Source organism: Streptomyces sp. CNZ301 (genome assembly GCF_004217425.1).
On sequence record NZ_SHLG01000001.1, the window covers coordinates 4,027,405 to 4,046,043 of the forward strand.

Annotated in this window: 20 protein-coding genes; 7 read left to right on the top strand and 13 right to left on the bottom strand. The window is 70.0% G+C overall.

Annotated features, from left to right (window positions below; translation table 11 throughout):
• Positions 1 to 4 precede the first annotated feature (4 nt).
• Positions 5 to 1,300 (bottom strand): extracellular solute-binding protein, encoded by a 1,296-nt coding sequence (locus EV375_RS17385; RefSeq protein WP_130300238.1) that lies wholly within the window; start codon positions 1,298 to 1,300, stop codon positions 5 to 7.
• A gap of 143 nt (positions 1,301 to 1,443) precedes the next feature.
• On the opposite strand from EV375_RS17385, the gene EV375_RS17390 reads away from it, so the two are divergent.
• Entirely contained in the window at positions 1,444 to 2,670 is a 1,227-nt protein-coding gene (locus EV375_RS17390) for an ROK family transcriptional regulator (RefSeq protein WP_165434762.1), read from the top strand.
• A gap of 304 nt (positions 2,671 to 2,974) precedes the next feature.
• Here the strand turns inward: EV375_RS17390 and EV375_RS17395 are convergent, their stop codons facing one another.
• From EV375_RS17395 to EV375_RS29730, 3 genes are all read right to left on the bottom strand, one after another.
• Complete coding sequence (locus EV375_RS17395) at positions 2,975 to 3,769, bottom strand: methyltransferase (RefSeq protein WP_130300240.1); 795 nt, start codon at positions 3,767 to 3,769, stop codon at positions 2,975 to 2,977.
• Positions 3,770 to 4,126: 357 nt separating this feature from the next.
• On the bottom strand, positions 4,127 to 4,732 hold the full coding sequence (locus tag EV375_RS17400) for a GOLPH3/VPS74 family protein (RefSeq protein WP_130300241.1): 606 nt from the start codon (positions 4,730 to 4,732) through the stop codon (positions 4,127 to 4,129).
• A gap of 370 nt (positions 4,733 to 5,102) precedes the next feature.
• On the bottom strand, positions 5,103 to 6,392 hold the full coding sequence (locus EV375_RS29730) for a protein kinase domain-containing protein (RefSeq protein WP_486588539.1): 1,290 nt from the start codon (positions 6,390 to 6,392) through the stop codon (positions 5,103 to 5,105).
• Positions 6,393 to 6,707: 315 nt separating this feature from the next.
• Here EV375_RS29730 and EV375_RS17410 point away from each other — a divergent pair, with 315 nt between their 5' ends.
• Entirely contained in the window at positions 6,708 to 7,037 is a 330-nt protein-coding gene (locus EV375_RS17410) for a hypothetical protein (protein ID WP_207228147.1), read from the top strand.
• Positions 7,038 to 7,254: 217 nt separating this feature from the next.
• Here the strand turns inward: EV375_RS17410 and EV375_RS17415 are convergent, their stop codons facing one another.
• Both EV375_RS17415 and EV375_RS17420 read right to left on the bottom strand, forming a co-directional pair.
• Complete coding sequence (locus EV375_RS17415) at positions 7,255 to 8,439, bottom strand: 4-hydroxybenzoate 3-monooxygenase (RefSeq protein WP_130300242.1); 1,185 nt, start codon at positions 8,437 to 8,439, stop codon at positions 7,255 to 7,257.
• Positions 8,436 to 9,746, bottom strand: a complete 1,311-nt coding sequence (locus EV375_RS17420; protein WP_130300243.1) for an MFS transporter — start codon at positions 9,744 to 9,746, stop codon at positions 8,436 to 8,438. The genes EV375_RS17415 and EV375_RS17420 overlap by 4 nt, the downstream gene beginning before the upstream one ends.
• 84 nt (positions 9,747 to 9,830) lie before the next feature.
• Here EV375_RS17420 and EV375_RS17425 point away from each other — a divergent pair, with 84 nt between their 5' ends.
• Entirely contained in the window at positions 9,831 to 10,640 is an 810-nt protein-coding gene (locus tag EV375_RS17425) for an IclR family transcriptional regulator (RefSeq protein ID WP_130300244.1), read from the top strand.
• Between the two features lie 45 nt (positions 10,641 to 10,685).
• Here EV375_RS17425 and EV375_RS17430 read toward each other — a convergent pair whose 3' ends face one another.
• Positions 10,686 to 11,225 carry a hypothetical protein gene (locus EV375_RS17430; protein ID WP_130300245.1) on the bottom strand — a complete coding sequence of 180 codons (540 nt, stop codon included), beginning with the start codon at positions 11,223 to 11,225 and terminating at the stop codon, positions 10,686 to 10,688.
• Between the two features lie 391 nt (positions 11,226 to 11,616).
• Between EV375_RS17430 and EV375_RS17435 the strand changes: the two genes are divergently transcribed.
• The 4 genes from EV375_RS17435 to EV375_RS17450 all read left to right on the top strand — a co-directional run bounded on the left by EV375_RS17435 (position 11,617) and on the right by EV375_RS17450 (position 13,717).
• The gene (locus tag EV375_RS17435; protein ID WP_130300246.1) at positions 11,617 to 11,916 is read left to right on the top strand and encodes a hypothetical protein; all 300 of its coding nucleotides are present in this window, start codon (positions 11,617 to 11,619) and stop codon (positions 11,914 to 11,916) included.
• A gap of 432 nt (positions 11,917 to 12,348) precedes the next feature.
• The gene (locus tag EV375_RS17440; protein ID WP_130300247.1) at positions 12,349 to 12,645 is read left to right on the top strand and encodes a hypothetical protein; all 297 of its coding nucleotides are present in this window, start codon (positions 12,349 to 12,351) and stop codon (positions 12,643 to 12,645) included.
• Between the two features lie 230 nt (positions 12,646 to 12,875).
• Complete coding sequence (locus EV375_RS17445; protein ID WP_130300248.1) at positions 12,876 to 13,184, top strand: hypothetical protein; 309 nt, start codon at positions 12,876 to 12,878, stop codon at positions 13,182 to 13,184.
• Positions 13,185 to 13,420: 236 nt separating this feature from the next.
• Complete coding sequence (locus tag EV375_RS17450; protein ID WP_207228149.1) at positions 13,421 to 13,717, top strand: hypothetical protein; 297 nt, start codon at positions 13,421 to 13,423, stop codon at positions 13,715 to 13,717.
• Between the two features lie 262 nt (positions 13,718 to 13,979).
• On the opposite strand, the gene fdhA is transcribed toward EV375_RS17450, so the two are convergent.
• The 6 genes from fdhA to EV375_RS17475 form a co-directional block, all read right to left on the bottom strand.
• Positions 13,980 to 15,209, bottom strand: coding sequence for a formaldehyde dehydrogenase, glutathione-independent (gene fdhA / locus EV375_RS17455; protein WP_130300249.1), 1,230 nt, complete (start codon positions 15,207 to 15,209; stop codon positions 13,980 to 13,982).
• Positions 15,210 to 15,370: 161 nt separating this feature from the next.
• Positions 15,371 to 16,156, bottom strand: coding sequence for a DNA-formamidopyrimidine glycosylase family protein (locus EV375_RS17460; RefSeq protein ID WP_130300250.1), 786 nt, complete (start codon positions 16,154 to 16,156; stop codon positions 15,371 to 15,373).
• A 242-nt stretch (positions 16,157 to 16,398) separates the two neighbouring features.
• Complete coding sequence (locus EV375_RS29735) at positions 16,399 to 16,812, bottom strand: hypothetical protein (RefSeq protein WP_486588540.1); 414 nt, start codon at positions 16,810 to 16,812, stop codon at positions 16,399 to 16,401.
• A complete protein-coding gene (locus tag EV375_RS17465; protein WP_486588541.1) occupies positions 16,752 to 17,786 on the bottom strand; it encodes an FAD-binding oxidoreductase in 1,035 nt (344 codons plus the stop codon). Before EV375_RS17465 ends, EV375_RS29735 begins: the two co-directional genes overlap by 61 nt.
• A 315-nt stretch (positions 17,787 to 18,101) precedes the next feature.
• Entirely contained in the window at positions 18,102 to 18,338 is a 237-nt protein-coding gene (locus EV375_RS17470) for a hypothetical protein (RefSeq protein WP_130300251.1), read from the bottom strand.
• Positions 18,335 to 18,580 carry a hypothetical protein gene (locus EV375_RS17475; RefSeq protein WP_486588542.1) on the bottom strand — a complete coding sequence of 82 codons (246 nt, stop codon included), beginning with the start codon at positions 18,578 to 18,580 and terminating at the stop codon, positions 18,335 to 18,337. Before EV375_RS17475 ends, EV375_RS17470 begins: the two co-directional genes overlap by 4 nt.
• Between the last annotated feature and the right edge of the window lie 59 nt (positions 18,581 to 18,639).

Sequence of the window (18,639 nt, forward strand, 5' to 3'; positions counted from 1 at the left end):
CGGTTCAGTCCCGGGCCAGCAGCGGATCGATCTTCTCGACGGCCTCGTCGAGCGCCTTCTTCACGGGCACGTCGCCGCGTACGGCCAACTGGACCTGCTTGCGCAGGATGTCGTCGATCTTCGTCCAGGACGGCGTCGCAGGGCGGGGCCGCGCGGTCTCCAGCTGCTTCATGTACGGCCTGTAGTAGGGCTTGAGCTCGGCCATGTCGTCGCTCAGGGACTTGAGAACCGAGAGCTGTCCCGTCTCGGCCATCATCATCTGCGCCTTCGGGGAGACCAGGAACCGCGTGAACTCCGCGGCGAGCTTCTTGTTCTTCGACGACGACGTGACGACGACGTTCTCGCCGCCGACCACGCTGATGCTGCCTGCGTCGCTGCTGGGCATGGGTGCGGCCTTCATCTCGAAGTCCGGGTACTGCTTCTCCATGGGCGGGTACGTCCACGGGCCGTCGGGGGTGGTCGCGTACTTGCCCTTGGCCAGACCCTCGGGGGCCGGGAGCGCGCCGCCCTTGCCCAGCACGAGCTTCGGCAGGGCCTTTTCCTTGTACAGGTCGACCAGGAGCTGCACGGCCTCGACCGACTTCTTTCCGTTGAGGTGGCCGTCGGTCTTCGTCTTGGCCTTGTTCATCATCTCGCCGCCGTTGGACCAGATGTACGGCAGTACGTTCCATCCTGCGGCGTCGGCCTCCGCGAGCGCGAAGGTCTTGCGGGCGGCGAGCTTGGGTGCGGCGGCACGCAAGTCGTCGAAGGTCCTGGGCGGGCTCTTGACGCCGGCCTTCTCGAGCGCCTGCTCGTTGTAGAGCATCACCTTGGTGTTGGTGTCCAGCGGCAGTCCGTAGTGCTTGCCCTTGTAGGCGTTGGTCTCCAGCGCCGCCTCGTAGACCTGGCCGCTCAGCTTCCCGAAGTCCGGGAGCGCGTCACTGAGCGGAACCAGCACACCCAGCTTGGCCAGTTCGGGCACCCAGACGACGTCGGAGCGCACGACGTCCGGCAGGGACTGGCCGGCGGCGGAGGTGACAAGCTTCTGGTGCAGCTTGTCGTACTGGATGGTGACCGGCTTGACCTTTGTGCCCGGGTGCTCCTTCTCGAAGGCAGGTATGACCTTCTTCTCCAGCTGTTTCACCTCGCTGCCGTCGGCGCCGTACGCGTGCCAGAAGGTGATCTCTCCGGAGACCTTCTCTCCCGGGGGCAGCTTCTCCGCAGCGTCCTTCGACTCCCCGCCGCCCGCACCGCCGGTGCCGCACCCGGCCGCGCCGAGCATCAGGGCAGTGACCACCGTCAGTGCACGCGTTCGTTTCATGGGCCGTCCTCCTTGAACTCAGCTGCCCTGCGACCTGAGAGCCCGTGCTGCACGGGTCCGACTTGCAGATTGATGAGCGACGTTTATTAAATGGGTTTCTGGAGCATGCTTGCGGAACCGCACGGAGTCAAGAGGGGGGACACGTGAACAATCGCGAACCGACTGCGACTTCACCCCTGCTGCGCCGGCTCAACGCCGGTGCCGTTCTGGACGCGCTGCGAGCCACAGGCCCCGCCACGGGCACCGAACTCATGGAGGTCACAGGCCTGTCGCGTCCGACGGTGCACACGGTCTGCGACCACCTGATCAGCAGGGGATGGGTCCACGAGATCGAGCAGCGCCCGCCCCAGCGCGGTTCGGGCCCTGGCCGCCGCGCGCGCCAGTACGAGTTCAATGCCGCCGCGGGGTATGTGCTCGGCATCGACCTCGGGCAGAACAAGGTCACCTCCGTCGTCGCCGACCTGCGCGGTGACTCACTCGCGGAGCACACCCGCAGCTTCCGCGGCGGCGGCATCGGGGCACGGGCCCGGCTCAACCAGATGCACCGCGCGGTCGAAACCACCCTCGACGAGGCCGGGTTGGACAAGTCCGCGGTGCTCGCCATCGCCCTGGCCGTTCCGGGCCCCGTGGACGACGGCGGCCACGTCGTCGCCGAAGAGGACTACCTGCCCGGGCTCGCCAAGATCGACCTGAGGAAGGTGGCCGGCGAGGGGTTCGACGCGCCGGTCCTGGTCGAGAACGACGCGAACCTCGCGGTGCTCGCCGAGCGCTGGCGGGGCTGCGCGCAAAACGCCGACAACGTCGTGGAGTTGCTGGCCGGCGAGCGGCTCGGGTCCGGTCTGTACTTCGGCGGCCGGCTGATCCAGGGCAGCCGCGGCGCCGCCGGAGAGCTGAAGTTCCTCAGCATGGTGGACGGGGTCGGGAACACGGACGGCATCGCCCTGCTCGCCCGCACACTCGCCGCGGAAGCGGTCGCCGAGTCGACCGCTTCCCCGTCACTGGCCGACGCCGTCGGCGGCGACCCCCGGCGGATGACCGCCAAGCTCGTCTTCACGGCGGCACGGGACGGCGACCCGTCGGCCCTCGCCGTCGTGGACGAAGTCACGGCTCGGATCGGCCGCGTCATCGCCCTGCTCCACACCCTGCTGAACCCCGAACTCGTCGTCATCGGCGGCGCGGTCGCACAGGCCGGCGACGTGCTCCTCGAACCGCTGCGGCGCGCCGTCGGCGAACTGGTCCCGGACCCGCCGGAACTCAAGAACTCGGCGCTCGGCGACCACGTCGTCGTGACCGGCGCCGTGTGCAGGGCGCTGGACCACGCAGCACTCGAACTCTTCCAGGACATCCACGGGGCCCGCGGCAGCAGTTGATCCACGCCTGCGGCCACGCCCGGTCACCGGTCCGCACCCTGGCCGGGCCGGCGCGGGCAGCGGGCGCTCGGCCGGCGCGGGCGGCGGGCGAGGGGGCCGGACGAGCCCGACGAGGGCGGGGACGGGAGCGGGACGGAAACCCCGGGAACGGGAACGGGAACGGGCCGGGTCGGTCCCGGCCACGGGAACGGTCCGCTCACGGAAGCAGGCGGTACCGGTCGGGCCCGGACCTCGTGCGGGACCGGACCTCGTGCGGCGCCGGACCTCGTGCGGGACCGGACCTCGTGCGGCGCCGGAACGGAGTTCAGCCCAGCGCCTTGCGTCCCACGAGATGGAAGACGCGGCTGAGTCGGCGGTAGGGGTCTCGCCGTGCGGCCTCGAGTTCGGCGGCCGCCGTCGCCGCCACCTGCTTCGAATCCTCCGGGTCCAGCTCGGCTCCGCCGAACTCGAGCCAGTCGACGAACAGCCACACGCCGTACCAGCGCAGTGGCTCCACGCCGCCGCTCCGCAGAAGCTCCTCGAGTTCCTCCACGGTGTCGGCCCGCGCCTGCACCCCCAGCACGCCGACCTCGGTCCTGGCGTCGAACGACGCCAGTGCGTCGTCCCACCTCCGTTCGAGGGCCGGACGCACAGCCATCGCCGCCGCGTTGGCCGTCATGATCGAGACGACGCCACCGGGAGCGGCGCACCGGCACAGCCGGCCGACCAACGGTTCCGGCCGCTCCTGGTAGCCGAGGACGCCGTGGCACAGCACGGCGTCGAAGCGCCGGCCCTCCACCGCCTCCTCGGCGTGCTCGCCGTCGGCCTGCAGGAGCGTCACCCGGCGCCGGGCCTCCTCGGGCAGCCGCCGGAGCCGGTGTCGGGCCTTCTCCAGCATCGCGGGAGAGGGGTCGAGCAACGTCACGTCGTAACCGGCCCGGGCGAGGGGGAACGACTGATGGCCCGCACCACCGCCGACGTCGAGCACGTGGGCCGGAGTGGGGGGCAGATGCTCCAGCAGCTGCTGGTGCATCACGTAGGTGCGCACGCGGCCCTTCACCGACGCGTATGCCTCATCGGCGAATTGGTCGGCCAGGTCGGCCCAGGTGTCGTCACTCACCGCGCGATCCTCCGTCTCTCTCCGTCTCATGGGAGCAGCCTTCACGGTCGTTCGGCGGGAGGGAAGCACCCGACGGACCGGGCTCAGGTGTCTTCGGCCGGGGACCGGAATACGCCTGCTCTGCCCGCACTTAGGGGCCGGACTGGCCAGTCAGCCTTGTCAGTCACCCGCCGCACCAGCCGTCAGCAATCCGGGAGTTGCCGCGCGCCACTCGTCAGTCGGCGAGCCGGCCGTTTCGTCAGAACTCCGTCGTAGTCCGTCAGACGTCCGTCGTAGTCCGTCAGTTGTGTGTCAGTTGTCCGTCAGTTGGCGGCCGCCCGACCGTCGCCCACCCGACCGTTGCCCGTCAGCTCCTCGTCAGTCCCCGCGCCAGACGTTGTCGAACGCGTCCCGTTGGGTGGTTCGCCGCTGCCGCTCCGCTGCCAGTTCCACGGTCGCGTGATCGACCGCGGCGAGCACGGTGTCCACTGCGTCGTCGCCAGTGCTCGGCCCGTCCGGGGTTCCCTCGCCGCGGATTCCGACGGCCGTCCCGAGAGCCGCGAGGACAGGCTCGTCCGAGGCCCAGCGTTCCGCCGCCAGGCGGCGGTCGATCGAGTCGGCCAGCTCCGGCCGGCCTCTGCGGAACGGCAGCAGGCCACGACGTCCGCGTGTGAGTTGCCCGTCCGTCTCCAGGGCGGTCGCGTAGTCCGTCGACAGGCCGCGTCCTCTGCGCCACAGCCAGTCGTCGACCGACTCGTACGGCGCCTCCCGTACCAGTGACGCCGCGGCCTGCTCAAGAAGCGGGTCATCCATGCCCGTCCGAAGCCCGGGCACGATCAGGTCGCCTTCCAGCGTGACGGCCTCGGCGACCAGGAGGTCGACCAACTCGGCCCCCGCCAGTGCCAGCGACAGCTCGCCCTGCTCCGCAGGCCGGCTTGGCGCCACATCGATGGCGGTGATCATCAAGTCCCGTGGTGTGGTCATCGCGGACTCCACATCGCTGCGCCCGCCGGCAGGCCGCCGGCCGGCAAAGTCCCCGTGTCCACCGTAGGGAGCGACGAGGGCCGCTGCACCTCCGCGCTGCCACGGGGCTGCCGACCCCGGCAGAACCACTGTTCCTCCTGTTCAGAGGCCGCGCCCTCTTCGACGAAGGCGCCAGGGGGCGGCCGGGGACGAACAGATCACCGACGCCCTCGCCACCGTCCTCGTCACGGCCCGCGACAGAGGGTCGCGGCGCAGGCGCCCAGTGTCAGCCGCCGGGGACCGAGCGGCTCACAGCGGAAGCCAGCAACACGGCAGTCGCCGACCGAACCGGATCACCGCTCACCGGCTCACGGCTCACCGGCTCACGGGCTCACCGCTCGTCGCTCACCGATTCTGCGGGCTTCTTCTCCGCGTCCTTCTTGCCGGACCCGTCACGCCGCTTGCGCTCTTCTGCCGCCTTGCGGTCCGCGCCCGGCCCCGTCTCGCCGGCCTCCCGCGTCCGCCTGAGCTCCTTGTCCGGTTCCTTCGGTCCGTCCTTGGCGTGCGGCCCTCCGCGTCCCGGATTCCCGTGGGCGGGCGGCTTTTCGGCGGACCCGGTCGCCGGCGCCCGGGACCGGCCGGGCTCGGAGGTCGAGGGAGTTGTCGAGGCCGGCGGATCGGCCTCGTGATCGCGACCGGAGCTGAGCAGGTAGCCGGCCCCTCCGGCGAGGACGAAGACGCTCACCAGCAGGACGGAAGCGAGGGCACCCATGCGACGGGGCCGCCCTGTCCCCCGCCCGACGGCCAGGGCGCGCGGCAGTTGCCGGGTCGTGTTCCCCTCCGCCGCCGCGGCAGGACGGCCGGTGGCTGCGGCGTTCCCGGCGAGGAACCGAGCCGCCTCCTCCGCCGTGGGACGCGCAGCCGGTTGTTTGGCGAGCATCCGCAGGACGAAGTCCGCGAGCGCAGCGGGAATGTCCGGCCGCAGTCCGGCCGGAGGCGGGGGCTCCCGGTCGACGTGCTGATACACCACCGCAGCCGGCTCCCCGGTGAACGGGGGCCGCCCGCACAGCATTTCGTACAGCACGCATCCCAACGCGTAGACGTCGCTGGCGGGTTCGGCGTCCCCGGCCGTGGCGCGCTCCGGTGCGAGATAGGCGGTTGTGCCCAACATGGCGCCCGTGGCGGTCATGGAGGAGGCCGCGTCCATGACGGCGCGCGCGATACCGAAGTCCGCCACCTTCACCCGCCCGTCGGGAGCCAGCAGCAAGTTGCCGGGCTTGACGTCCCGGTGGATCACCCCGCGGGCGTGAGCGGCGGCCAGGCCGGCGGCTGCCTGTCCGGCAAGACGGCACGCCTCGTCGGGCTCGAGGGCGTCACGCGTGGCGAGTTCGTCGCGGAGACTGCGCCCCCGTACGAGTTCCATCACCAGGTAACCGCGGGCACCGTCCTCGTCGAATTCCTCGTCGAAGTCGTACACCGCGACCACGTTGGGGTGGTTGAGCCGGGCAGCTGTCTGCGCCTCCTGCCGGAACCGCTCCGCCGCGTGATCGATCGCCACCTGTTCAAGGAGGAGCTTGACGGCGACTTCGCGTCCGAGCGTGGTGTCCTCAGCACGCCACACCTCCCCCATGGCGCCGCGGCCGAGTTCTTCCACCAGCCGATAGCGCCCCGCCACCAGCACGACCTCACCTCCTTCAGCACGGACGGCAGCACATGCCCGCGGACGAAGACGATCCGGCCGCCCTCCTCTCTGCGCCACCCCGCGCAGAATCCGTCACTCCGCTTCTGTGAATCAGTTGTGGAAATCTCGAAACTGCGCGTGATGAAACGCGTGGATCATCCCGTAACGCATTCAACGCTTTCCCCGCAGAGTGCCGTGCGGACAGGGCGCAACACCCGTTCCGTCACGGAGGGACGGCGACCCTCATGCAGGAGAATGCCGAATTCCCTCGCCCGGCCTGCCCGTCAGGAATTGCCCCCGAAGATCGGACCGTCAATGAGTCACATTCACCAGTCGCCGGCCACAGGGAACACGGACGCCCATGGAGAGTCGGCATCGAGGCGGACAGCCCTGATCGTCCACACGATCGCCGATGTGGCCGCCGCCTTCCTCGGCCTGTTCATCCTGCTCCACCTTCTCCAGGCCAATCAGGCGAATATCTTCGTCCAGTTCGTCGAGGGCATGGCCAACCTGCTCGCCGGCTGGTCGCAGGACATCTTCACCATGGAGAACGAACACGTACGATTCGCGCTCAACTACGGCCTGCCCGCTGTTGTTTACCTCTTCATCGGCCACGGAATCGCCGCGAAGATCCGCCGGGGGTAAGCGGGGTCGCCTCCGGATTACGCCCGGACAGGAGGTGGTGAACATTATGGAAAGACACCCGCATCGCATGTTCACCTCCCCCTCGTTCTCACCCCCTCGATCTCACCCCCTCGATGCTGCCCACTGCCGGCTCACGGTGATGCCGGCAGGGGCAGCATCGCGATTTCGCGCCGCCAGGACTCCCCAGCTTTCACAAGCCGGTCGGGGGAGCCGGTTCTCAGTAGCCGATGGGAAGCCCGGCGTAGTTCTCCGCCAGGCCCCCCGCGGCACTTCCGGAGCTCACGACCCACTCCAGCTGCGAGCGTTGCAGCTGAGCGTCGAAGGGGTCGCCGGTGACGTGCAGCATGCTGGTCATCCACCACGAGAAGTGAGTGCACCGCCAGACCCGCCGCAGCGCCGTGTCCGAGTACTCGTCGGCCGGACGCGGGTCTCCGTCGCGCAGCAGAGCCGCCAGCGCGCGGGAGAGCAGCGCCACGTCGGCCACGGCGAGGTTCAGCCCCTTGGCGCCGGTCGGCGGAACGATGTGCGCGGCGTCGCCCGCCAGGAACAGCCGTCCGTACTGCATCGGCGTCGAGACGAAGCTGCGCATCGGCAGGACCGACTTGTCGGTGATCGGCCCCGGTTGCAGCTGCCAGCCGTCCTGCCCGTGGCCGAGCCGCCGGGCCAGCGCGTCCCAGATCCGGTCGTCGGACCATTCGGCCACGTCCTCGGACGGGTCGACCTGGAGGTAGAGCCGGCTGACCGAGTGCGAGCGCATGGAGTGCATCGCGAATCCCTCGGGATGCCATGCGTAGATGAGCTCGTCCGTCGACGGAGCCACGTCGGCCAGGACACCGAGCCACGCGTACGGATAGTCCCGTCCGAAGGAGCGGCGCGCCTCGTCGGGGATGCTCCGGCGGGAGGGGCCGTGGAAGCCGTCGCAGCCGGCGACGACGTCGCAGTCGATGCGGCGCGGACGGCCCTCCGCGTCGACGAAGGTCACCGACGGCCTCTCACCGTCGAGGTCGTGCAGAGCGACGTCGCCGACCTCGTAGTAGGACTGCTGACCTGCGGCGGCGCGCGCCTCCATCAGGTCGCGGGTGACCTCCGTCTGCCCGTACACCCACACCGACCGGTCCACGAGGGACTGGAAGTCGATGTGGTGGCGCTCGTGCGGGAACTGGAGGTGGATCCCCCGGTGTTCCATGCCCTCGCGCCTGAGCCGGTCGCCCACGCCTGCCTGGCTGAGCAGTTCGACGGTCGAGTGCTCCAGCATCCCGGCACGGATGCGGCCGCTCACGTACTCGGGGCTGCGGTTCTCCAGCAGGACCGACTCGACGCCCTCCAGGTCCAGCAGATGGGACAGCAGCAGTCCCGCCGGGCCCGCCCCGACGATCACCACCTGGGTCCGTGCCGGCGTCACGCGTCTCCCTCCCGCAGGCTCGCCGGCACGAACAGCAGAGCGAGGACGGCGAGCACCGCGGCGACGGAGAAGGCGTAGAAGCCCCAGGGGTAGGCGACTCCCGCGCTGACCATCAGCCCGCCGAGGAAGGGGCCGACGATCGCGCCGAGCCGCCCCACTCCGGCGGCGAGGCCCAGCGCGGTGCCTCGCACCTCCGCGGCGAACAGGTGGCCGACGAACGCGTACACGAGCACCTGGGCGCTGAAGACGAACACACCGGCCAGGAAGACCGCGACGTAGACCAGCGCCGTCGACTCCAGCTTGACCGACAGCAACGCCAGGAAGACCGCCGAGACACCGAACCAGAGCAGCACGGTCCGCTTGTTGCCGCGTGCGTCCGAGACCCGTCCGGCGAGCAACAGGCCCGCGACCGCGCCGAGGTTGAGCGCGAGCAGCAGCCCCAGCGAGTCACCGAGCGAGTAGCCGGCCGCGCCCATGATCTGCGGAAGCCAGGTGTTCAGCCCGTACACGAGGAGCAGTCCCATGAACGAGGCGATCCAGATTCCGAGGCTGACGCGCAGCAGCCTGCCGCGCACGAGCGAGGAGGGACGCACCGGCTCGCCGTCCGCGGAGGCGGACTCGCCGGCCGGGTCGGTCCCGCCTGCCTTGCTGATCTTGCCGGCCTGGCCGCGGGCGTCGAGGAACGCCTGCGACTCCGGCAGCTTGACCCACATCACGGGCAGCGTCAGCAGTCCGGCCACCCCGCCGAATACGAACATCGCCTCCCACCCGAACTCCGGGATGACGACGAGCGCCAGCACCGCCGTGAGCACCGCGCCCGCGTGGTAGCCGGTCATCATCTGCGTGACGGCGGAGCCGCGGCGCCCGGGTCGCGCGTATTCGGTCATGTACGCCAGCGCCGTCGGCAGGCAGGCGCCCAGACCGAGCCCGCTGAGGAAGCGCAGTGCTACGAACGTGGCGATGTTCGGCGACCACGCGATCGCGAGGGTCAGTACGGAGAAGACCGCTATGCAGGTCATCAGACTTGCGCGGCGCCCGAACCGGTCGGTGAGCGGGCCGATCACGACCGCGCCGATGCCGACACCGACCAGCCCGAGGGTGGCCGCGGTGGTGAGCGAACCGGGGTCGAAGCCGAGTGCCTGTGTCTTGGTGAGCGTGGGGATGACCGCTCCGAGCACGACGAGGTCGAACCCGTCGAGTGCCACAGCGAGCCAGCAGAGCAGAACCGGCCAGAATCCGCCCCTGGCGGGACGCTGCGCGTTCGCACCGGCGGCGGACGCCGGGAACTTCGGGGACGTTGACGACATGGTGTTTCTCCTTGTCGGGGTGACCGACATGGTGATGCGTGGCACACTCCAGGCACAGCGCTGCCTTTCACTGAGCGGAAACACATGGCCGGAAACAACAGCCAGCCGGGCCGCACCGTGGCTTCGCGCATGCTGGCGATCCTGGACGCGTTCGACTTCGAACACCCGCGGCTGACCCTCACCGACCTCGCCCGGCGTGCGGATCTGAGCCTGGCGACCGCCCACCGGCTCGTCGGCGAACTGACCCTCTGGCGCGGCCTCGAGCGGGAGGACGACGGCAGCTACCGCGTCGGCCTGCGCCTGCTGGAGCTGGGGCTGCTGAGCGGACTGCACACGCGGCTGCGCGACGTCGCCATGCCGTTCATGCAGGAGCTCTACGAGGCCACGCGCGAGAACGTCCATCTGGCCGTCCGCGACGGGGACAAGGCCCTGTACGTGGAGAAGCTCACGGGTCACCAGTCGGTGCCGATCATCTCCCGCACCGGCGGACGTCTCCCCCTGCACACGACCGGCGTCGGCAAGGCCCTGCTGGCCTGGGCTTCGCCCGCCGACATCGACGACCACCTCGCCCGCCCGCTGACCCGCCCCACGAGGTACTCGATCCGCGAGCCGGGCCGACTGCGGCGCGACCTCCAGCGCACGCGCCGGCGCGGATTCTCCACGACGCGCGAGGAGATGACGCTGGGGAGCTGTTCGGTCGCGAGCCCTGTCCTCGTCGACGGCCAACCGGTCGCCGCCGTCGGTGTCGTGGTCCGCTCCAGCCACCTGGACCTCGACCGCCTGGCCCCGCCCGTCCTCACCGCCGCGCGCGGCATCGGCACCCGCCTCGCCGAAGCGGGCGACGACCCCTATCCGGGCTACGTCCACGACGTGGCGCCCCGGTCACTGCGCTGAGCGCCCGCGGGGAACCGGGCGGGCGGCCGAGGCCGCCTCCACGCTCTACGAAGGGCCCACCCGGCGGGTGCAGTTGAACGGCTCGTCGATCCAGTAGGTGTCGTGCTGCTCGTCGTGGACGAGCGGATACCCGGTGTCCGGGTCACACAGCTCGTCGATCTGCCTCTCGTCCGCCGAACTGACCGTGAACCAGTACTTGTTGGTGTCGTACGCGACCCGCCGGCACTTGTAGAAGAAGCCCTTCACGCCCGGACCGAACACGTCGCCGCGGAAGTCGGCGGCCAGCTTCTTGTTGAGGTTGACGTTCTCGCAGTCGGCCCTCATGCCCTCGACGTTGACGGTATCTGCGGCCCGGGTCGTATATCCCTTGGCCGTGTGAGTGCCCCAGGCCGTCCAGGCGTGGGCGGGCAAAGCGATCTGCTCGGCGACCTCGGCCAGGAACGGGTCGTCCGGGGCCGCGACCTCGGTCCGTGGAGCGCCGTCGGCCTCCGCGCCGCTGCCGGCGGCGGCGACACCGATGCCCAGTGCCGCCAGCAGAAGAGGTGCGGTGCGGATGCGTCTGCGGGCACTGGACCAGAGGGGCACGTCGATCTCCATTCCGGGTCGGGCCCGGCGACCCGGCTGCCTCCGGCGACCTGAGCGGACGTTAACCGCCGATGTCGGCCGCCCGAAGGAACGGCAAGACCGGCCGATGCCCGTTCACACAGTTGGCCAATGCCGAGCCCCAGGACACGGATACGGCCCCCGTTCATGCGCCGTCCCCAAGTTCCACGGACCGCAGCGCCGTTCGGTCGCCGCGCAGCCCTGCCCAAAGGTGGCCCACCGGGCAGACCAATCCCATTTCTTACGCCCATTCAGAACAATCGGGCGTGTTTCCAGTGCAGATTCCCATCACCCCCATATGGTTCGTCACCGTATAGATGCGATCAACTACAGATCGCGCTCGAGCCACCACCGAAAAGGAAAAGACATGCGCATGCTTCGCGAAGCTGCTGTCGTGGCCGCCACGCTCGGCAGCGTCGGCATGGTCGGTGCCGGCGTCGCCTCCGCCGGCGGCTGGGAGCCCCCGCAGACCCCGACCATCAACTGCGCCCAGACGAACGGCGACACCATCGAGACCGGGGACATCAGCCTCCCCGCCCTCACCACCATCACCCCCGGCGCCGGCAGCGCCGACGCCCGCAACCAGCAGAACAACTGCGGCGTCGGCATCATCGGCAACGACCAGACCTCCGGCGACGCCATCGGCGGAGCAACAGGCCTCATCGGCGCCTGAGACCGACCTCATCGGTACACATTCAGGGACCGAGCCCGCGGGCTCGGTCCCTGAACCATGTCCCACCGGTCACCACACAGGACCGGTGACCCGAACCGACGGGCCGTCATCTTCTTCGCGGCCCTGCCAGAGGATCGTCGCGCCTCCGGCGCCCGACACGACTGCTGCGCTTGTCGGCGTCTTCGATGCCCTCGATGAACAGACGTCGTCGCACCAGCGTCAACTTCGCCGTGCTCAGAGGCAGCACCTGCTACGAACCACGCACCGCCACCGCTTGGCGACAGACACAGAGGCGCCGCGGAGCATCAAACAGGAATAAAACGGCGTGTTGCAGACGAAATCAGCCATAACAGCAATATCGTCTGTCACTGCTACAGGCGATCACCTAATGGATCGCGCTCGAGCCTCCACCGAAAAGGAAAAGACATGCGCATGCTTCGCGAAGCTGCCGTCGTGGCCGCCGTGGTCGGCGGCGTCGGCATGGTCGGTTCCGGCGTCGCCTCCGCCGGCGGGTGGGAGCCCCCGCAGCTCCCGAACGTCACCTGCACCCAGGCGAACGGCGACACCGTGACGAACGGGGACGTCGACCTCCCCGCCCTCCTCACGCTCACCGGCGGCGCCGGCGACGCCGACGCCCGCAACCAGCAGAACAACTGCGGCATCGGCATCATCGGCAACGACCAGACCTCTGGTACCGCCACCGGCGGCGACGCCTCCGGCCTCGCCTGAGCCAGCCGATCTCATCGGCACACATTCAGGGACCGAGCCCTCGGGTTCGGTCCCTGAACCATGTCCCGTTCGCGGCGGACACCAAGGACTGACGACTCCCGCAGCGGATCAGAACAAAACGGCGTGTTGGGGATGAAAAGCTCGATTTCAGGCCATAACGTTTGTCACTGCCTACATGCGATCGGTTACTGATCGTGTCAAGCCCTCATGGAAGTGGAGATCAAATGCGCATGCTTCGCGAAGCTGCTGTCGTGGCCGCCGTGCTTGGTGGCGTCGGCATGGTCGGCGCCGGCACCGCGTCGGCCGGCGGCTGGGAGCCCCCGCCGTCCCCGCAGCTGCCGAACGTCACCTGCACCCAGGCGAACGGCGACACCGTGACGAACGGGGACGTCGACCTCCCCGCCCTCCTCACGCTCACCGGCGGCGCCGGCAGCGCCGACGCCCGCAACCAGCAGAACAACTGCGGCGTCGGCATCATCGGCAACGACCAGAGCTCCGGTGACGCCACCGGCGGCGACGCCTCCGGTCTCCTCGGCTGAGGTCGAACTCATCGGCACACGTTCAGGGACCGAGCCCTCGGGTTCGGTCCCTGAACCATGTCCCATCCGGTCACAACGCAAGCCCGAGGAACCCGGCTTGGGTGCCGGCCCGGCCGACGGCGAGTGCAAAACGGCGTGTTGCGGGGCGCAATACACCATTTGAGGAATATGGTTTTTCACTGCCTATCAGCGATCAATTGCCGATCGCGTCAAGCCCTCATGGAAGTGGAGAGGAAATGCCCAAGCTTCGCGAAGCTGCTCTTGTGGCGACCGTGGTCGGTAGCGTCAGCATGCTCGGTGCCGGCGTCGCAGCCGCCGGGGGAGAGGAGTCCCCGAGGAACGTGACGATCACCTGCAACCAGGCGAACGGCGACAACACGTCGACGGACCTCGGCGGCCTCGTCACCCTCAACGGCCCCCTCGTCTCGCTGGCCGACTCCCGCAACATGCAGAACATCTGCGGCATCGCCAACAACGACAACGACCAGACCTCCGGTGACGCCAACGGCGCGCCTTCCGGCCTCGTCGAATAGGCGCCAAGCGGCGGCCTCCTCGGGCAGCTCGGGAACCGGTACACATCCGGTTCCCGAGCTGCCCGTCCGCATGTCGGGCGGCGGTGGCATGCTCGCGCGTGGGCGGCAGAGGCGTGCGCGCGGTGAACACGGCCGCTCCGGCAACGGGGTTGAGGCCGCTTCGCGAACAGCGTCGACGAACTTCCGGACGGGTCCTGACCAATGACAGCCCGTCAGTCGGACCCGGACGGGCCTGGCCGTCAGAGTGGAGCGGACCGGTCCGTCACGCGGCCTTCTGGTAGCGGTTCAGCGCGCCGTGCGGGTTGAGGACGTACTTGCGGCTGGCGCCCTTGTCGAACTCCTCGTAGCCGCGCGGGGCGTCCTCCAGGGGGATGACCTGGGCGTTGACCGCCTTCGCGATCTGTACGCGGTCGTGGAGGATCGCCATGGCCAGCTGGCGGTGGTACTTCATCACCGGGGTCTGGCCCGTGGTGAAAGTGTGCGCCTTCGCCCAGCCCAGGCCGAGGCGGACCTTGAGCGAACCGGACTGGGCGTCGGCGTCTACGCCGCCGGGGTCCTCGGTGACGTACAGGCCGGGGATGCCCAGGGACGCGCCCGCTCTCGTCACATCCATCAGGGTGTTGAGGACGGTGGCCGGGGCCTCGCCCGCGCCCTTGCCGTGGCCCTTCGCCTCGAAGCCGACGGCGTCGACCGCGGCGTCCACCTCCGGTTCGCCGAGGATGTTCTCGATCTGGTCCGCGGGGGAGCCGCGGGTCAGGTCGATGGTCTCGCAGCCGAAGCTGCGGGCCTGGGCGAGGCGCTCCTGGTTGAGGTCGCCGACGATCACGACCGCAGCGCCCAGCAGTTGAGCCGACGCCGCCGCGGCGAGGCCGACGGGACCGGCGCCCGCGACGTAGACGGTGCTGCCCGGGCCGACGCCGGCGCTGACGCAACCGTGGTAGCCGGTGGGGAAGATGTCCGAGAGCATCGTCAGGTCGAGGAGCTTGTCGAGGGCCTGGTCGCGGTCGCGGAACCGCAGCAGGTTGAAGTCCGCGTACGGGACCATCACGTAGTCGGCCTGGCCGCCCACCCAGCCGCCCATGTCGACGTAGCCGTAGGCGGAGCCGGGACGGGCCGGGTTGACGTTGAGGCAGATGTGGGTCTTGCGTTCCTTGCAGTTGCGGCAGCGTCCGCAGGCGATGTTGAAGGGGACGGAGACGATGTCGCCCACGTCGATGAACTCGACGTCCGGTCCCTTCTCGATCACCTCGCCGGTGATCTCGTGGCCGAGGACGAGGTCCGAGGGTGCCGTGGTGCGTCCGCGCACCATGTGCTGGTCACTGCCGCAGATGTTGCTCGCGAGCACCTTGACGATCACGCCGTGCCGGACCTGGCGGCCGACGTTGCGGGGGTCCACTCCGGGACCGTCGTGCAGTTCCAGGTCAGGAAAATCGATCGTCTGGACTTCAACGACGCCGGGTTCTATGTAGGCGACGGCCCTGTTTTCACTCATGAACTGTCCCTCCGACCACACGTACGGACGCTTTAATCCCCTTTGAGGCAGTTTGAGACACTTCAAGGCCAAGGGCCACCCGGGGGAATCAAGAGCTTCGCCACCTGCGCGGATGCGCGGTTCCGTGATCGTGTCCGCGGACGGCGGCCCGGCCGGTCCGTTCAGGCAGGCTCCGGCTGGCAGCGCGGGCACCAGACGGTGCTGCGGCCCGCGGTGCGGCCCCGGTTCAGCTCCGTACCGCAGCGCGGGCACGTGCCGTGCGGGTCGTCGCGGTGGCCGGTGAGCCAGGACGCCCGGGGCGGCACGCACTCCGCACGCACCGAGGAGCGCAGCACGGTGCGCATGTCGTCGTGGAGGCAGCGGCGTTCGCCGTCGGTGAGGTCGCCGGCGCGGCGGGCCGGGTGGAGGCGGGCGCGCCAGAGAATCTCGTCGGCGAGCAGGTTGCCGATCCCGGCGATCACCGACTGGTCGGTGAGGGCGGACTTGAGGCTGCCGCGGCGGCGCCGGATCAGGGAGTCGAAGTCCTCGCGGCCGACGGCGGCGGCGTCGGGGCCCTGGGCGTCGAGCGTGCGGGCGAGTGCCGCATCGTCCGCGAGCCAGAGGCCCTTGAGTTTGCGCTGGTCGCGGTAGCGGAGCTGACGGTCGCCGCCGACGGTGAACGCGACGCGGTCGTGGGGGTGCCGTTCGTCTCCGGGGCGACAGCACAGCAGTTGACCGGTCATGCCGAAGTGCAGCATCACCGTGGGTCCGCCGGTGGGTGCGAGGAGCCACTTGCCGTGGCGCTCGGCGCCGGTGAACCGGCGGCCTTCCAGTTCACGGCGGAGGCGCGGCCCGCTCACGTCGTGCAGTACGCCGGTGTCGTACACGTCGACCCGCTGGATGCGCCGGTCGCGGGCGCAGGAGTCGAGAACCTTCCGGAAGCCTTCGACGTCGGGCAGTTCAGGCATGCCGTCCACCACCGATCCCGGGCCGCGGGAGGAGCCGCTCGTGGGAGCCGCTCGTGGTCACGAGCGTAACCGCGGGTCGTGGTGGCGGCACGGGGACGCAGGGAGCGCGGTGCTCCGGCCCTCCCCCGATCCGCCGGCCCGGAACACCGCTCCCCGCAGGGGAGGTTGCCGTGTGCGGGCCGGCCGTGCACCTCTTTCGGCACCAGCCGAATGCCGCCCGGCGCGGGAAGCAGGCCGACGGCTCAGGGGACGAGGTAACCCTCGAACAGTCCGGTGGGGTCCCAGCGCTCCCTCAGCAGCCGCAGTTGCTCCCAGTCGGCGGGAGCGAAGGAGCGGCGGGCGCGCGACGCACCGGCTCCCAGGTCCGCCTCCCCGATGTAGTGGCTGCCGATGCCCTGCGGGTCCAGGGCGTCCATGCCCTGCCGCAGCCAACGCGTGTTGGCCTCGTCATCCGCCGGGTCGTCCCAGACGGCGAAAGCGGTGAGGTATGAGCTCCCCAGATCGGAGAAGGCCATGTGCCGCAGCCCGTCCGGGTCCGGGGCGACGGGCTCGACGGGGACGAGCACGTAGGAGTCCGGGGACGGCGCCCGGTCGATCAGGCTTGCGCAGCGGGCCAGTTGGGTCTCGTACGGTTCGGGCGACCACAGCGTGTCCACCGCGTACCGCTGCTCGGGGGCCAGGTCGCGGCGCGGCCTCCGTACAGGTCCCTGAAAGCCGTCGGATGCGGGGGCTCCGCGTCGACGGCGCGGGAGGAGAAGGGGCAGTTGGCGAGTGGCGCGAGGGCGTCCGCGGCCTCCTGCCGGGACGGGGCGAAGGCGCTCGCCCCGATGCGCAGCCGGGGCCCCGGGCCGGACACTCCCCGCGCGGCGGCGGTCAGTACGAGGCTGACCTCGATGTTCGGCGGCCTCTCCAGCGCCGTGTGCAGCGCCCAGTTCCCCACGGGATCGGCCTCGGACAGCGGGAAGGTGAAGGAGACGGACATGATCGAACCCGGGTGCGGGAGCAGCCGCAGCTTGAAGCGGGTGGCGACGGCGAAGAATCCGGGTCCGGCTCCGCGTGCCGCCCAGAACAGGTCCGGGTTCTCGTTCTCGCTGCACCGGACCGTCCGGCCGTCGGCCGTGACGGCTTCGATCTCCTCGACGTAGCTGCAGGCCGGCCCCAACTCGCGTGAGTTCCAGCCGAGTCCGCCGCCGAGCAGATAACCGCCCAGGGCCACGGCCGGACTGTGCCCGAGGGGGAACGCGAGCCTGTGCCGGGCGAGTTCGGCGCCCAGTGTCCGGCCCGTGACGGCCGGGCCCACCACGGCTGTCGAGGAGTCCGGGTCGACGTCGCAGTACTGGAGCCTGGAGAGGTCGAGCAGCAGTGCACCTTCACGGAGCTGCGAACCGGACCAGTGGTGCCCGCCGGAACGCATCGACACCCGCAGCCCCTGTTCGCGTGCGTGAGCGAGGACTTGGGGGATCTCCTCCTCGGAGGCCACCCTCACGATCAGCTCGGGGAACCGCTCCGGCTTGAGGCCGTTCCAGACGGCCTCCGCCCGCTTGCGTTCGTAGTCCGGGTCGCCGCGCCTGGAGACCTCCTCTTCGACCCCTTCGATGACGATGGGACTGCGGTTGCCGGATCCACTCATGTGGCACTCTCCACCGTCGGAACGCGGCTTGCGGGGGAACCTGTTTCGAGTAGCGTAGGCAGATGTGATTTTCGGTGCAACTCGGTCATAACTGTATGGAATGGGCAGGTCACGCGTGGCCGCCGGACCCCCCGGGTTCCCTGCTCACGCGTACGACGCCTGCCTCGACCAGCCCGGCCGGCGCCCCCGTTGGGGTTCCGGTCTGCCGTCCGGACACCGGTCCGGACCCGGCGGCGGACCGTCCGCGGCCCTTCCGTGACACCGCGGAACGGTTCGCCGCCGCCATGCCCGCCCCGGTCGGGCCGTTCGGGACGCTCACGAACGGCCCGATCGGCTGGCCGCGTTCACCGCGGCGAGCGTCGCGTGCAGACGCTCGGCAGGCGTGGCCCCGCGCACGCGGGCGGGGTCCGCGACCCATTCGCGGCCACCGCGCAAGGGCCGCAGCCGCAGCGCCCCGCCCGGCCTCCGGCCCGCGACCTCCCCGACCCGGCCCCGCTGCTCGTCGACGACGACGCTGCCCGGGACCGGCGGCGTGGCAGCCTCACGGCTCAACCGTCCTGCACCCTGCGAAGGGCCTCGGTGAGCGCATCGGCCGTCTCCAAGTTGCAGCGCCCCAGCTCGATGAGGGGACGAGGGTCCATCGGCCGGCTGCACGAGAGCAGATCGACACCGAGGGACGGGAGGGTGATACCGAGGCCGGTGAGGGCTTCCTGGAGCCGCACCACCGCCTCCGTCGACCTCGTGATGGCCTCGACGGCACGGTCGTCGAAGAAATCCGGATACACGGAGTGCACTGCAATCACCTTTCTCTGGTTGCCCGTTGTCACATTTCGCCCTCATAGCGTCACTGGCC